Genomic DNA, 15306 nt, shown 5'->3' on the forward strand with positions numbered 1-15306 from the left:
GTGACTCAGATCATCGAACGACCCCCGATGCGCGGCGACGACGTACCGGAGCCGCGGGGACCGCTGCTGACGACTGTGCCGTCCGCGCCGACGCTGACCATGGCGCAGGCGATCAACCGCGCCCTGCACGACGCGATGGCGGCCGACGACCGGGTGCTGGTGTTCGGCGAGGACGTCGCCACGTTGGGTGGCGTCTTCCGGGTCACCGAGGGGTTGACCGAAACCTTCGGCGAGCAGCGGTGTTTCGACACCCCGCTGGCCGAGTCCGGCATCGTCGGCATCGCCATCGGGTTGGCGATCCGCGGCCTGGTGCCGGTTCCGGAAATCCAGTTCGACGGCTTCGCTGCGCCCGCGTTCGACCAGATGGTCAGCCACCTGGCGAAGTACCGTATGCGTACACACGGTGACGTCGACATGCCCGTGACCATCCGCATCCCGTCGTTCGGCGGCATCGGCGCGGTGGAGCATCACTCGGAGTCCACCGAGAGCTACTGGCTGCACACCGCCGGCCTCAAGGTCGTGGTGCCTTCGACGCCGTCGGACGCGTATTGGCTACTGCGGCAATCGATTGCCAGCCGGGATCCGGTCATCTATCTGGAGCCCAAGCGGCGCTACTGGACCCGCGAGGCCGTCGATACCGACGCGCCGGCGCTGCCGTCCGGTAAGGCCGCGGTGCGGCGGGACGGCGCGGATGTCACCGTGGTGACGTACGGGTCGCTGGTCGCCACCGCGCTCAGCGCGGCCGGCCTCGCCGACCAACGGGGCTGGAGCCTGGAGGTGGTCGACCTGCGGACGTTGAACCCGTTGGACTTCGACACCGTGGCCGCCTCGGTCCGTAAGACCGGTCGCGCGGTGGTGATGCACGAGGGTCCGCGCACACTGGGCTTCGGCGCCGAGTTGGCCGCCCGCATCCAGGAGGAGTTGTTCTACGACCTCGAGGCGCCGGTGTTGCGTGCCACCGGATTCGACACGCCGTACCCGCCTGCGCGGCTCGAGAAGCTGTGGCTGCCGGGCCCCGACCGGCTACTGGACTGCGTCGAACGTGCGATGGGGCAGCCGTGAGCCCCGAAGGCACGAACGCGGTCAAGGACTTTCTCGTACCCGACTTGGGCGAGGGCCTCGAAGACGCGACGATCACCGGGTGGAGTGTCGCGGTGGGCGACGAGGTCGAACTGAACCAGACGTTGTGCACGGTCGAGACGAACAAGGCCGAGGTCGAGATCCCCAGCCCGTTCGCGGGCCGGATCACCGAACTCGGTGGCGCCGAAGGAGACACGCTGACTGTCGGGTCCGTTCTGGTGCGCATCGCGACATCGGAGGCCGAGTCGACGAACGGCACTGCGCGCAAACCGGTCCTGGTCGGCTATGGCGCCGACGACGAGATGGACTCCAGCAGAAGGAGATCGGTCGGTGAGCGGCCGCGGGCCAAGCCGTCGGTGCGCAAGTTGGCCGCCGAACTGAACGTCGACCTGTCCGCAGTCGCGGGCACCGGGCCCGACGGCGTGATCACCCGCGAGGACGTGCTGGCCGCGGCGGGACGGTCGGCGCCGACCCCGGAGATGCTCGCGGTGCGCGGAGTGCAGGCCGAGATGGCGCATCGGATGACACTGTCCCGCAGGCAGATCCCCGATGCGCATGCCGGGGTCCAGGTGGACTGCACCAAGCTGCTTGAAATGCGTGACCGGTTCCGCGACGCGGTGGACGAGGAGTCACCGGTCACCCCGTTCGTGCTGATTCTGCGGCTGCTGACCATCGCGCTGCGCCGTCACCCCCACCTGAACGCAACATGGCTGGAGACCACCGACGGCCCGCAGATCCACCTGCACTCGGCGGTGCATCTGGGGTTCGGGGTGGCCGCGCCGCGCGGGCTGCTGGTACCCGTCGTCACCGACGCACATGCGAAGACGACGCGCGAGCTGGCGGCCGTGGTGGCTCAACTCATCCGCGACGCACGGGCGGGCACGCTGAAACCGTCGCAGTTGCAGGGCTCGACGTTCACCGTGTCGAACTTCGGCGCACTGGGGTTGGACGACGGCGTGCCGGTGATCAACTACCCGGAGGCCGCGATCCTGGGAATGGGGTCGCTGAGGCCGCGCCCGGTGGTGGTCGACGGCGAGGTGGTTGCGCGGCCGACGATGTCACTGACATGTGCGTTCGACCATCGCATCGCCGACGGTGCCCAGGTCGCCGCGTTCCTCACCGACCTGCGCGACCTCATCGAGACGCCGGAACTGGCGCTGCTCGACCTCTAGCAGGGTTGGCCAGGAGGTGTGTAATACGGCACGCCTTCTGCGGTGTAGCACGGAATCTCGCCGGGCACGTAGGGGACGTGCTGCGAGGCGATGGCCACCGCTGCCGCGTCACCGGCGATATTGGTGCAACCTCCGACCGAGAAATGGCGTCCGCCCCCGGCCGCGCACACGTCCGCGTCCGCGACCGGCGCCATCACCACCGGCACCACGGCAATCCCCATGGCGGCGCACACCGCTGCTGCCAGCCTTTTCATCTCGCGCTCCTTTGCTGACCCCGACCATTGCAGCGTATGCGCCTGGATTGACGGTGGGGTCATTTTCGCCGCGCGGCGGCCAACCTCTCGGCGAATTCGGGCGACGTGATCGAAGTGGCTTGCGGTCCCAGTTCGGTGTCCACCGCGATGCGATGTTGATCGGTGTCGACGACGCCCGGGTTGGCGGTCGCGCGCATCGACGCCTTGGTGGCCAGGACCACGTCGCGGGGCGCGGCGGCCGGTCCGGCGGCGAGTTCACGCGCGGCCGCCACCGGATCATCGGCGATCTGCAATGCAAGCCCGTAGCGCACCGCCGCCTCGGCATCGAACCGCATCCCGAACAGCAGGGAGGCGCGCGCTACCTGCGGGCCGACCGCGCGCTGCAGCATCCAGGTGGCACCGCCGCCGGGATGGATGCCCAGCTTCTGAAAGCGTGGATCGAAAAGTGCTGCGGGACCGGCGATTCGGACATCAGCGGCCAGGGCCAGGTTCAGTCCGGCGCCGACCGCCGCGCCGTTGACTGCTGCGATGGTCGGCAATGCGCAGTTGGCCACCGCGAGAAAACCGTCGTAGATGGTTCGCAGGCCGTCCTCGGTGGCGGCGCCGAGTGCGGTCAGGTCCGCGCCGGCGCAGAACGCCTTGCCCGCACCCGTGACGATCAGGGCGTGCACGTCGGGGTTGGCCTCGGCGGCGTCAACCGCTGCACGCAGGGCGGCCGAGATCTCCGCGGTGACGGCGTTGCGGCGCTCGGGGTCGTTGACGGTGACGAGGGCGACGTGGTCGTCGACTTGGACCAGAACTGGATCGGACACGGGGTCAGCCTAGTGCCGGTTCGCGGCGGTGATCATCATCGCGACAACGATGGCGCCTGCGGCAACGCCGGTGGTTGCCTGCCAACCCAACCAGTCGACCGCGGCCGCCCCGAACGCAGTGCCGAGCGTGCCGCCAACGAAGTAGACGAGCATGTAGGCGCTGTTGTACCGGGCCGGTGCGGCCGGGTCGATCGCGAGCACGGTGCTCTGGTTGGCGACCTGCGCCGCGAACAGGCCCGCGTCGAACAGGCCGAGGCACACCAACGTGATGGCGGTGTTGGACAGGTAAGTTCCCAGCGCCGCCGTCGCGGCCAGCGCGAGCGCGAGCCCGACCATCAACACCCTTCGTGCCCCCACTCTGTCCGTCCACGCCCCGGCCACCCTGGTGGCGACGATGCCAAGCAGTCCCGCCAGCGCGTACCCGCCGATGCGCTGCGACGAGTACGAGTACGGGGGCTGCGACAGCGCCACCGCCAGCCCTGACCACACCGCGCAAAACGCGAAGAACCACAATGTTCCACGGCCGGCCGCCAGTAGAAGCGGTGCGCGCATGTACAGCGCAGGCAGCCCGCGCAGCGTGGCCAGATAACCGGAATGAACCACTCCCGGTGCCGTTGGCAACAGGGAGTGGGCGGCAAGCGCGACGACCGCGCACGCGACCGCGAGCACAAGAACTGTTCCACGCCAGCCGATTTCGTCGTTCAGCCAGCCACCGACCATCCGGCCGGCGAGGATCCCGGCGGAAATGCCCGCGGTGACGATCCCCAGAATGGTGGCGCGTCGCGCCGGCAGGGCGAAGCGCCCAGCGACCGAACTCAACTGCGCACCCACCGACGATCCGGCGCCGATCACGGCGACGACCAGGCCGAGCAGCCACGGTGTGCCGACGGCCGCGTTGACGCCCAACGCCACACCGAGCGCACCGAATTGCGTTGACAGCACGCGCCTTGGCGAGAACCGGTCGACCAGCGGAACCAGCAAGCCGAGCCCGACGAGGTAGCCGAGCGGGCCGCACGCCAACGCGACTCCGATCGTCGCAAGCGAGGCGTGTGTCGATGCGGCGACGTCCGCGATCGCGGGTTGCAGCGGGTAGCTACTGGCCGTGCCCAGGGCGGCCGCAACCGACATGAACCATACGACAGGGGACGACAAAACCGGCGTGTGAGTGACGTGCATGGCGTCGACGCTAGGAACGCGCACACCACAGTGCTGGCGGAAAACGGACACGGCGGTTGACACCAAGCGGGTCAGGTCGGTCACCCGGGTGAATCGGGTCATCGGGTGATGACCATTCATCCCGCGTCGGTAGAGGCTGCTCAGCAGATGGCCAGATCGGTAAGCGCCGGCTGCGCTGACCGCCGTGGAACGCCATCACCGCAAGTGGAGAAACCAGATGAAGCACCGTCAATGTCGACGATCGCCCGCGATTCTGCATCGGATGCGGAAGGCTGCCGCCCTCGCCTGGCGCTCGACGCAACCGAACGCAGATGCAGCCATGGGCAATGTCCCGGCGATTGAGGATCAACTCAAAACGCTGAAGCCCGTCTGCAGCGCCCAGCGGGTGTCGACTGGAATTGCATGTGGCGCACCGGCGGTGGCCGTCGCGGAAATTCACCCGATCGACGGATGCGAGCAGCAAGGGTTGAGCCCGAGCGGTGACCTCATTGAGATCCTGTGCCAATCCTGCCTGACGGCTTTGCAAGGGGCGATGGCGACTTACGTGGGGGACAAACGTGAGACGGCGTCCCGATCCGGGACCCGGCCGTCGTGCAGCACCTGCGGACGTCTCACCCAATACCTGCCCAGCGTGTTCACTGTGCGCCCGATCGGGTCCAACGGACTGACGCCATGACCCGCCTACGCATCGTCTTCCTCGTCGTGGCTGTGATGGCCGGAGCTTACGCGGGCCTGATGTTGATCGGCGGTCAACTGATCCACTTCGGCGTCGCCGCCGGCATCTGTGCGGGGTCCTCGCTCCTGGCCGCCCTGATCGCGTACGTGGACTACGACGACGCCAGGCGACAGCACCAGTTGCCCAGGCGCTACCGCGCCGCGATGAGACGGGGACAAGCGGCCATTCGGAAACGCAGCCAACAGCAGGCTGCGACCGCAGCAGAATCACAGTGCCAATTGTGCGGAGGTACACGTCAGAAACGGTGTGGCTCAACGAAATTCGGCGATCGACAGGACGCACGCTGCTGCCAGGCATGCGCGCCGTTCACAGCCTGACATGAGCATGCCCGCAGCACAGTCACGATCGCCGCGCCCAAACCTGAGGGGAGCCAGTGCGCGAAAGCCTCGACGACATGCGGTTGGCGCAGGCAGGATCGTCGAGGTCGTCCACGACAACCCCAGCACGGCGGGGCGTATCGCGTGGCTGAGCGCCCGCCTGATGATTCGACCCACTTTGAGCGCGGGCAGCTATCTGCCCTCGGCACCCTGGCCGTGGGGCGTCGTCGAGTTCGCCGCACGAACCATCTCGCCGACACCGGGCACGGTGCGCGAGCGCATCCAGCTCGCGCATTGCACCGCGCAACTCGTCCGCGCCAACGGAGTGCTCCCAGCCGACGGCCTCCGCCGAGTCGTGCTCTATCTCCACGGCGGGGCGTTCCTCACCGGCGGCCCCTACTCGCACGGTCGACTGGTAAGCACGTTGTCCAGCTTTGCCGACAGCCCGGTACTGGTACCCGACTATCGCAAGGTCCCAAAACATTCTGTCCGCGACGCCGTCGACGACTGCCACGACGGCTACCGGCGGCTGCGCGAGACGGGCTATGAACCCGACCAGATCGTGCTGGCCGGCGATTCTGCAGGCGGCTACCTGGGATTCGCGCTAGCGCAACGCCTCCTTGAGTGCGGCGAGCGGCCCGCAGCGCTGGTGGCCATGTCACCGCTGCTGCACCTGGCCGGACGAGCCAAGACCGCCCATCCGAACACCGCCTCGGATGCGATGTTTCCGCCCCGAGCATTCGACGCCTTCCAACGTCTGATCACACGTGCGAGTGGTTCCGCCCCGCTGTACGAACCACTCGAAAACATCGGCCCCGGATTGCCGCCTACGTTGATTCATGTCTCCGGCTCCGAGGTACTGCTGCATGATGCGCAGCTCGCCGCCCAACGACTTGCCGCCGTCGGCGTGCCTGTCGAAGTGCAGATATGGCCAGGCCAGGTGCACGTATTCCAGCTCGCCGCGCCGATGATCCCGGAAGCAACCCGCTCAATGCGCCAGATCGGTCGCTACATCCGGCAAGCGACCGGATGAACCAAGGGCAGTGCTCAACCTGATCTGCCCGAATCGATCGTGAACATCGGCGGCGGTGCCATCGGCAGGGAATTCGCCCACGGCGAGCCTCCCCGCGACAAGGGCGTGGCTTGGAAACCTCGAGGGCTGGATTCGTGCCGCGCATCAGATGAGCAGCAATAACAGCAGGACGCGGGAATGGAAGCGCGCCTAGACTGATTGCCAGCCTCAGCGGAGGCCAAAAAAATCGTGGACAACACCACTTGGAAGCCGTCCGCCCGCTGGATACACCCTGGTGGGCGGCGGTCGGTGTGGGCGTAGCCAAGGCATCAGGACAGGTTCACATTCCGCCGATTCGTGGGCGGGTGCACGAGCTCGAGGCGATCGGAGAACTGGTTGCTGCGGTGGCTCAGGGCCGCGGTGGTGTACTGGTCATCGACGGCCCGCCGGGTATTGGGAAGAGCCGGTTGTTGACCGAGGTCCTGGCGCTCGCTGGGAAGGCCGGTGTGCGGGCGCTGTTCGGTGAGGCGTTCGAGTATCAGCAGACGGTGCCGTTTTTCGCGTTGTTCATGGCGACGCTCAACGCCGATCCCCCTGTAGGTGACGCCGAGGCGTTGCGCAGGTTGGGCGGCTCGGAGGATCTGCGTTATTGGGTGGTGCACGATCTGGCGGATGCGATTCGTGAGGCGGCTGCGCAAACCCCCTTGGTGATTGTGTTGGAGGACATTCACTGGGCAGACAACGGAACCCTGATGGCTCTGCGGTCGCTCGCCAGCGTGCGCTCGGACGCGCAGGTGTTGTGGGTGTTGACCGCCCGCACCGGGGCAGGTGGGCCTGCGGTGCAGGAGACGTTGTCGGTGCTGCAACGCGCGAATGCCACATTCTTGCGATTGGAGGCCATGACGCCGGACGCGGTCGCCGACATGGTGAGCGACGTGGTGCGCGCGAAAGCGGATGCGTCGCTGTTGAACCTGGCCGCCAAGGCGCACGGAAACCCGTTTCTGGTCAGCGAACTCGTCGGGGGGCTCGGCGAGGAGGGCCGGCTCAATCTGTCTGACGGCCGGGCGATGGTCACGGGAGACCAGTTACCGCGGCGTTTGGGTGCCACGATGCATCAGCGACTGGACCTGCTTTCCGGTGCGGCGTCAGAGGTCGTGCGGGTAGCTGCGGTGCTGCCGGACCGGTTCTCGGCTGGGCTGTTGGCGGCGATGCTCGACCGTCAGCCGGTGTCGTTGCTGTCGGCGCTGGAGGAGGCGGTGCGTGCGGATCTGCTCATCGAAGACGGGGACCATTTGAGGTTTCGGCATGACCTGTTGCGTGAGGCCACCCGGCAGTCGTTGCCGCAATCGCTGCGCCGTGCGATGGAACGGCAGTCGGCCTCGGTGATGTTGGGGATGGGCGCGGCCCCCGCCGAGGTGGCTACCCAGCTGGCTCGTAGCGCAGAGCCAGGAGATATGGAAGCGGTGGATGCGTTGCGCCAAGCCGCCCAATCGTTGGGCCACAGTGATGCCGGTGGAGCAGCGGACCTGACCAAGCGAGCACTGCAATTGATGCCTGCCGACCATGGTGATTACGGGTCACTCGTCGCTGAAACAGTGGAGTGGCTCAATCGGGCCAGTCGCTATGGCGAGGCGCAAGAGCTTGGTGCCGTGGCGCTCGGGCAGGCGGCCCTACCTGAAGCCGAGGCCGAGATCCGCCTCCGCCTTCAGACGCATACCAAGCACACCACCCAGTGGCGGGTAGCGGAGAGCCGCCGAGCGCTGCAGTTGAGCGGCATCAGCGAAGTCACTCGGGCGCGGCATCTGGCGTGGTTGGCCTACAACCTGGTGTTGGAAGACAGGAGTGGGCAATGGCGCACCGCGGCCGACGAAGCTACCGCCGCTGCGGCAGCCACCGGTGATCTCGAAGCCACTATCGTGGCCGGGGCCACCCACGCTTTGCTCGATTCCGGTGAGGGATACGCGCTCCGCGCAATAGGCCGTTTCGAACAGCTTCGCCAACTCGCCTACACCAATGAGACGGCGTTGGCGCATGCCTACGTCGGGATGTTCCACGCAGGCCTGCTGGCTGTCGTCGGCCGATTGGACGACGCGACCGCGAGGGTCGCCGAAGGCATTGGGCAGGCCCGCCGGGAACGCAACTCGTTGGCCCTCGCTACCTGGGCTGTCTACAGCGGGTGGGTCCACCTCGCTGCAGGCCGGCTGGCGGCTGCTCGCGAAGCCGCTGAATCGCTGCCGCCCCCACAGCCGACAGGCGCGACCGAGCAGGATGTGCATCGAATGCTGACCCTCGCCGAGGTCGCGGCGCACACCGATGACCGAAACTTGTTGCAGCAGACGGCGAATGACGCACGCGATGCCCACTCCATCGGTTCACCCGGCCAACGTCGAGCATGCGCGTATGTGCTGACGCGAGCGGCGTGGTATCGCAACGACATTCATGAAGCAGCGCGTTGGCTCGGCGACATCAACCTGTTGGGAACACCCCTTTTTCCCCATGCACTGGTTCGGCTGATCTTGGGCGCCCGGGTGGCCTCGGCCGCCGGCGATGCCGGTTTGCGTGCACGGGTCTTACAGGCCACCGAGGTGCTTGAGCGCGAGCAGCCACCGGCGCCGCTGTTGGCGGCGGTGGCCGGATACGCCCGCGCGATTCTCGAGCGTGATGCCGAGGCTTTGGTGGCCGTTGCGGACATGCTTCGCACGTCCTCGCGACCGCTTCTTTACGCCAGTGCAGCCGAGGATGCCGGCGAGGAGTTGAATCGCGCGGAGCGCGACGCTGAGGGGCTTGACCAGCTCAATGCGGCGTTCGACACCTACATCGAGTGCGGGGCGGTCGCCGATGCCCGCAGGGTGGGCCGGAGGCTGCGCAGATTGGGCGTGGGCCGGCGCATCGTCGCACAACCGCGAGCGAAAACAGGCTGGGACAGCCTCACCGATTCTGAACTGACGGTCGTCAATCTCATCGCAGAAGGGGCGACCAACCGTGAGGTCGCACAGCGGCTGCACCTCTCCGCCCATACGGTGAAAACCCACCTGCACAATGCGTTCGCCAAGCTCGGCGTCACTTCCCGCGGCCAGTTGAGACAGCTCATGCGCGGCGCTGACTAAACCTCAGCAAATCCAGCGGGTGACTCGTGCAGGCCTAGAATGGCGTGCGCTAGAACGGCAGTTCGATCAACGGTAGACGGGACACCCGATGGGGCCTCCAACCGGTCTCTACGACATCGGCGGCCAGCGTCTGGTCACTCCGCCGATTCGTGGACGAGCGCACGAGCTCGAGGTGGTCGGTGCGCTGGTTGCTGCGGTGGCTCAGGGGCGCGGGGGCGTATTGGTGATCGAGGGGCCGCCGGGTATTGGGAAGAGCCGGTTGTTGACCGAGGTCCTGGCGCTCGCTGGGAAGGCCGGTGTGCGGGCGCTGTTCGGTGAGGCGTTCGAGTATCAGCAGACGGTGCCGTTTTTCGCGTTGTTCATGGCGACGCTCAACGCCGATCCCCCTGTAGGTGACGCCGAGGCGTTGCGCGGGTTGGGCGGCTCGGAGGATCTGCGTTATTGGGTGGTGCACGATCTGGCCGACGCAATCCGTGCAGCCGCCGCGCACACGCCGATGGTGATTGTGTTGGAGGACATTCACTGGGCGGATAACGGGACCCTGATGGCGCTGCGGTCGCTCGCAAGGGTGCGCTCGGACGCGCAGGTGTTGTGGGTGTTGACCGCCCGCACCGGGGCTGGTGGGCCTGCGGTGCAGGAGACGTTGTCGGCGCTGCAGCGCGCGAATGCGACGTTCTTGCGATTGGCGGCTATGGCATCCGATGCAGTCGCCGACATGGTCTGCGACGCGGTGCGTGCGCGGGCGGATACCCGGCTCTTGGAACTGACCGCGAAGGCGTACGGAAATCCTTTTTTGATCAGCGAACTGATAGGCGGGCTGGAGGAGGAAGGGCGGCTCACCTTGTCCGAGGGCCGTGCGACGGTCACCGGGCACGAGTTGCCACGGCGTCTGGGCGCAACAATGCACCAGCGACTAGATCTGCTTTCCGGCGAAGCGTCGTCGATAGTGCGGGTAGCGGCTGTGCTCCCCGACCGGTTTTCGGCCGGGTTGCTGGCCGCGATGCTCGATCGGTCGCCGGCGTCCTTGCTGTCAGCGGTGGAGGAGGCGGTGCGCGCGGATCTTCTTGTCGAAGACGGTCAGCGGCTGAAGTTTCGTCATGACTTGCTGCGCGAGGCCACCCGCCAGTCCCTGCCCCAGTCACTGCGGCGGGCGATGGAGCGCCAGTCGGCCTCGGTCATGCTGCGAATGGGCGTAGCTCCGGCCGAGGTCGCCGCCCAACTCGCGCGCAGCGCCGAGCCAGGGGACAGGCAGGCGATCGACGCGCTTCGCCAGGCCGCACAATCGGTTGGCCACAGCGACGCCAGTGCGGCGGCGGACTTGAGCAAGCGCGCACTGGAACTGCTGTCCGCAGATGACGCTGAGCACGGGTCACTGGTTGCAGAAACCGTGGAATTGCTCAACCGCGCCAGCCGCTATCGCGAGTCCGAGGACATAGCCGTTGCGGCCCTTTCAGAGGCGGCGACGCCCGAAGAGGAGGCGGAGATCCGTCTCCGGGTCCCAACGATCAACATGCACAGTGTTCAGCGGCGGGTAGAGGAGAACCGTCGTGCACTGCAGTTGGGCGGCATCAGCGAGGTCACTCGAGCACGACATCTCGCGTTGCTGGCCTACAACCTGCTGTACGACCAAAGTCGATTGCACCATAGGGCGGCAAACGAGGCCGCTGCGGCAGCAGCATCAACCGGTGATCTCGAGTCGACGATCGTGGCCGATGTGACACTCGCTTGTCTGGACTGCGCGGACGGGTATGCGGACCGCGCCCTACGTCGTCTCGAGAAGGCCCGCGCGCTCGATCGCGCAAGCGATCCGACGGCTGCTCATGACTTGCTGGCGGCGCATTATGCGAACTTGCTGGCGGTAGTGGGGCGACTCGACGAGGCAGCGGCTCAGATCGCCTACGGAAAAGAGCAAGCACGCAGGGAACACAACGCGATGGCACTCGATATCTGGGGCGACATCGACGCATGGGTCCATCTGGCGGCAGGCCGGTTGTCATCGGCGCGCGCCGTCGTGGAATCGCCGCAGGGCGAAGCGCGGACGGGCGGGACCGACCTCGACATGATTCGCATGGCGCTTCTGGCCGAAGTGGCCGTGCACACGGGCGACCGAAACTTGTTGCAACGAATGGTCAATGACGCGCGCAACGCCTACCCGACCGGCGGATCTACAGTACGTCGGGCAGCCGCGCACGTTCTCGCGCTGACGGCGTGGCACCGCCACGATCTGGACGACGCGATGCGTTGGCTTGGCGATATCTCCCTGCTCGCGACACCACTGACGCCGGAGGTTCTGAATCTTGTGATCCTAGGTGCGCGGGTGGCCTCGGCCGCCGGTGATGCCGGCCTGCGGGCACGGGTGCTGCAGGCCACCGAGGCGCTTGAGCGCGAGCAGCCACGGGCGCAGCTGTTCTCTGGGGTTGCCACCTGCGCCCGCGCGATACTCGAACGAGACGCGCAGTCGTTGGTAGCCGCCGCGGGGTTACTGGAATCGACGGCGCGTCCGCTTCTCTACGCCGGTGCCGCCGAGGATGCTGGCGTTGAACTCGCGCGCATCGATCGCGCTGACGAGGCGGTTGATCGGCTCAACGCAGCTTTCGACACCTACCTCGAGTGCGGTGCGGTCGCCGATGCGCGCCGGGTGGCACGTGAGTTGCGGCAGTTGGGTGTGGAACGGCGCGTCGTCCAACGGCGGCCCAAAACGGGCTGGGACAGCCTCACCGATTCGGAACTGACGGTCGTCCAGTTGATCGCAGAAGGCGCAACCAACCGCTCCGTGGCCGAGCGACTGAAGTTATCGCCTCACACGGTGAAAACGCATCTGCATAATGCCTTCGCCAAGCTCGGCATCGCGTCTCGCGCCGAACTCGTGCAGTTCGTCCGGCCCCCATCCGATTGACCAGCCGGTCAATAGTTGAAGCCGCTAGTCCTACACCGATCCGCTGCTAAAGATCGCCCGCTGGTCGATGGCGAAGGCCGTGTCCGCCTGTCAACGTCGTTACTGAGCCTTTGATCGCCGTAACCGCTCAGCTCGGGCGGCCCCCGGAGAGCAACGGTCACAGAGGAATCGATCATGAGCACATTGTTGGGAATACTGCTGATGTTGCCGGTCGTGTTCGGCGTAAGCGGGTACGCGTTGGTGTCCCGACACTATTGAGCCCGGCGAAGACGCGAATCTCACTTCATCTCGAGACGCTCAGGGTTTGCACGCGGCGCTGTGATCAAAGACAGCTGTTAACGCATCGATGGAGGAAGAGGAGAACCACGGTGAGCGGGCATGGTGTTAACACGGGTCAACACGACATCGTCGAGCTGTCGGCGGAATCTGAGTTCGGCAACGGCTCGGATGGTCAGTGCCGTAGAGCGCCCGTGATTCTTCGGACCGCGCCATTGCATAGCAACGACGCGGCCGAAGAAGCGGCCGCACAGGCAGTTCTGCTCGGGACTAAGCTGCATGTTCCGGCTGTCGGGGCCCACCTGGTTCAGCGGCCGGCGCTGTTGGAGGCGTTGTCGGCGGGGCAGACCCGAAGGCTGACGTTGGTGAGTGCGCCTGTGGGGTGGGGCAAGACGACGTTGTTGGCGCAGTGGGCGTGCGGCGCCATTGAGCGCCAACAGTTTTCGTGGTTGTCGCTTGATCGTTCCGACAACGACCCGGTGTGGTTTTGGATGTATGTGGTGGCTGCGCTGCAGAAGATCAGCCCCGCCATCGGAGTTCGTGCGGTGGAGTTGTTGGCGATGGGTGCTGACCCAAGGCAGGTGGTGTTGCCTACCCTGCTGAACGATTTGGATTCTTTCGCTGAGCCGACGGTGCTGGTTCTTGATGACTACCACTTGGTGGTGAATCCGACGGTTCACGAGCAGTTGGCTTTTGTCATCGACCGGATGCCGGCGAATATTCATGTGGTGGTGGCGACCCGGTCGGATCCGATGTTGCCGTTGGCGCGGTTGAGGGCTTGCGGTGATTTGATCGAAATGCGCAGCGATGATTTGCGTTTCAGTGCCGACGAGGCCGGTCGATTGCTGAACGATGTCCTCGGACTCGCGTTGGCCCAGGCGGACATCGAACTTCTGCACCAGCGCACTGAAGGGTGGTCTGCGGGCCTGTATCTCGCTGCTCTTTCCCTCGCCGGTTGTGCCGATGCAGTGGTGTTTCTCAGGACGTTCGCCGGTGACAACCGTCATATCGTCGATTATTTGATGACCGAAGTCCTCGACGGCCAGCCGCCGCACTTGCGCAACTTTCTGCTTCGCACTTCGGTGTTGGATCGGCTCAGCGGTCCGTTGTGCGACGAGGTATTGCAGACCTGTGGTTCGGCGGCGGTGCTGGAAAGAGTGGAGCGCGAGAACTTGTTCGTGGTGCCCCTGGACGCGTCGCGTCGCTGGTATCGGTATCACCACCTGTTCGGCGAGTTGCTGCGCGCGGAATTGAAGCGCAGCGAGCCCGACCTGGCCAACACCTTGCATCGGCGCGCTGCGGCATGGTTTCAGAGCGAGGGCTTGATCGATGAGGCGGTGCGCCACATGGTCGTGGCGGGTGACGTCGCCAGAAGCGCCGATCTGATCGCTGCGGACTGGGTCAACGAACTCAACAGCGGCGGGCTGTCCACCGTCTCGGGCTGGCTTGACCTGCTCCCGGAGCGGGCTGTCCGACAGGATCCGCGGCTGTGCGTGGCGCGGGCGTGGATCGCGTTGAACGTAGGGCGGTTCGACGACGCGCGTGATTGGATCCAGCTGGTCGAAAACGAGTCCGCAGCCGATCCCGGCATCGGTGCTCAGCTGGTCGCCCTGCGCGAGGTGTACGCGTTCAAAACAGGCGACATCACCGGGGCGCTCGAGGCGGCCTGTCGCGCGAAAACACTCGATTTCGAGGATGCGCAGCAGGCACAGTCGGCGGCATGCGCCGTCTATGGCTCCGCGCTGTACTTCTCCGGCAGCATCGACGAGGCCCAAGCCGCCTTCCGCCATGCTGCGCAGTTGGCGGAGAAGCTTGGGGATCGGCGGCGCGGCATCTATTCGTTGGGTTATCTGGCGCTCATCGCGGCGGAATCCGGCCAGCTCGCAGAGGCCGAGCACCAGATTCGCCGAACAACCGGCATCGGTACGAATCTGGCGAGTGGTGAGCACTTCGTCGACGCGATCGTGTCACTTGCCGCGGCCATCATCCTCGATGAGCGTGGCCATCGGGCTGCTGCTGCAGACGCGGCCGAACAGGCCGTCAGTCTGGCTCGCAACGGGGCAGGAATCCTGGAACTCGCAAAGGCGCTCGTAGTCAGGGCCGCGATCGCCGACGACCTGGGCGATCACCAAACCGCGACGGCGAGCCGACGCGAGGCCGGTACGCTGATTCGACGTTGCGCCGGCGCCGATATCGTGCGAACGATGCTCAATTCCTCCCCGCGCAGCACGTGCGTTGCGGTGCGTCCTGGAAACCGGAGCGACGCCGTCGTCGAAGAGCTCACCGCCAAGGAACACGAGGTACTTCGGCTGCTGGCTACCCGGCTGTCACGCCGCGAGATCGGCCAGCGGTTGTACGTCTCGATAAACACGGTCAAAAGCCACCAGCGCGGCCTGTACCGCAAACTCGCCGTGGAGAACCGCGCTGGTGCGGTCAAACGCGCGCGGGAACTCGGCCTCCTCTGAGGA

The 15306-nt window shown here is 66.1% G+C and carries 10 protein-coding genes; 7 read left to right on the forward strand and 3 right to left on the reverse strand.

The window, feature by feature from the left end; all coding sequences use genetic code 11:
- Together C1A30_RS01555 and C1A30_RS01560 are read left to right on the forward strand one after the other, a co-directional pair.
- The gene (locus C1A30_RS01555) at window positions 1–1062 is read left to right on the forward strand and encodes an alpha-ketoacid dehydrogenase subunit beta (protein WP_101946515.1); all 1062 of its coding nucleotides are present in this window, start codon (window positions 1–3) and stop codon (window positions 1060–1062) included.
- The gene (locus C1A30_RS01560; RefSeq protein WP_101946516.1) at window positions 1059–2252 is read left to right on the forward strand and encodes a dihydrolipoamide acetyltransferase family protein; all 1194 of its coding nucleotides are present in this window, start codon (window positions 1059–1061) and stop codon (window positions 2250–2252) included. The genes C1A30_RS01555 and C1A30_RS01560 overlap by 4 nt, the downstream gene beginning before the upstream one ends.
- On the opposite strand, the gene C1A30_RS01565 is transcribed toward C1A30_RS01560, so the two are convergent.
- Genes C1A30_RS01565 through C1A30_RS01575 form a run of 3 tightly spaced genes read right to left on the reverse strand, consistent with a single transcriptional unit; the run spans window position 2249 to window position 4446 of the window.
- Entirely contained in the window at window positions 2249–2506 is a 258-nt protein-coding gene (locus tag C1A30_RS01565) for a hypothetical protein (RefSeq protein WP_101946517.1), read from the reverse strand. The genes C1A30_RS01560 and C1A30_RS01565 overlap by 4 nt on opposite strands.
- Before the next feature lie 59 nt (window positions 2507–2565).
- Window positions 2566–3318, reverse strand: coding sequence for an enoyl-CoA hydratase (locus C1A30_RS01570; protein ID WP_101946518.1), 753 nt, complete (start codon window positions 3316–3318; stop codon window positions 2566–2568).
- Window positions 3319–3327: 9 nt separating this feature from the next.
- Window positions 3328–4446, reverse strand: coding sequence for an MFS transporter (locus tag C1A30_RS01575; protein WP_101946627.1), 1119 nt, complete (start codon window positions 4444–4446; stop codon window positions 3328–3330).
- Window positions 4447–4756: 310 nt separating this feature from the next.
- On the opposite strand from C1A30_RS01575, the gene C1A30_RS01580 reads away from it, so the two are divergent.
- The 5 genes from C1A30_RS01580 to C1A30_RS01605 all read left to right on the forward strand — a co-directional run bounded on the left by C1A30_RS01580 (window position 4757) and on the right by C1A30_RS01605 (window position 15303).
- Window positions 4757–5170 (forward strand): phosphoenolpyruvate carboxylase, encoded by a 414-nt coding sequence (locus C1A30_RS01580; RefSeq protein WP_235009597.1) that lies wholly within the window; start codon window positions 4757–4759, stop codon window positions 5168–5170.
- A 378-nt stretch (window positions 5171–5548) separates the two neighbouring features.
- Window positions 5549–6580 (forward strand): alpha/beta hydrolase, encoded by a 1032-nt coding sequence (locus tag C1A30_RS01590; protein WP_101946520.1) that lies wholly within the window; start codon window positions 5549–5551, stop codon window positions 6578–6580.
- Between the two features lie 344 nt (window positions 6581–6924).
- Window positions 6925–9666: a LuxR family transcriptional regulator gene (locus C1A30_RS01595; RefSeq protein WP_235009598.1), complete on the forward strand. Its 2742-nt coding sequence runs from the start codon at window positions 6925–6927 to the stop codon at window positions 9664–9666.
- 88 nt (window positions 9667–9754) lie between these two features.
- Window positions 9755–12562 carry an AAA family ATPase gene (locus C1A30_RS01600; protein WP_101946521.1) on the forward strand — a complete coding sequence of 936 codons (2808 nt, stop codon included), beginning with the start codon at window positions 9755–9757 and terminating at the stop codon, window positions 12560–12562.
- Window positions 12563–12816: 254 nt separating this feature from the next.
- Window positions 12817–15303 carry a LuxR C-terminal-related transcriptional regulator gene (locus C1A30_RS01605; protein WP_235009599.1) on the forward strand — a complete coding sequence of 829 codons (2487 nt, stop codon included), beginning with the start codon at window positions 12817–12819 and terminating at the stop codon, window positions 15301–15303.
- Window positions 15304–15306: the final 3 nt, after the last annotated feature.

It is taken from the genome of Mycobacterium sp. 3519A (assembly GCF_900240945.1).
Lineage (GTDB): Bacteria > Actinomycetota > Actinomycetes > Mycobacteriales > Mycobacteriaceae > Mycobacterium.

Coding starts and splice junctions, on each gene's coding strand:
- C1A30_RS01590 (WP_101946520.1), top strand. CDS start 5,549: ATGAGCATGCCCGCAGCACAGTCACGATCGCCGCGCCCAAACCTGAGG.
- C1A30_RS01600 (WP_101946521.1), top strand. CDS start 9,755: ATGGGGCCTCCAACCGGTCTCTACGACATCGGCGGCCAGCGTCTGGTC.
- C1A30_RS01565 (WP_101946517.1), bottom strand. CDS start 2,506: ATGAAAAGGCTGGCAGCAGCGGTGTGCGCCGCCATGGGGATTGCCGTG.
- C1A30_RS01580 (WP_235009597.1), top strand. CDS start 4,757: ATGCGGAAGGCTGCCGCCCTCGCCTGGCGCTCGACGCAACCGAACGCA.
- C1A30_RS01575 (WP_101946627.1), bottom strand. CDS start 4,446: ATGTCGGTTGCGGCCGCCCTGGGCACGGCCAGTAGCTACCCGCTGCAA.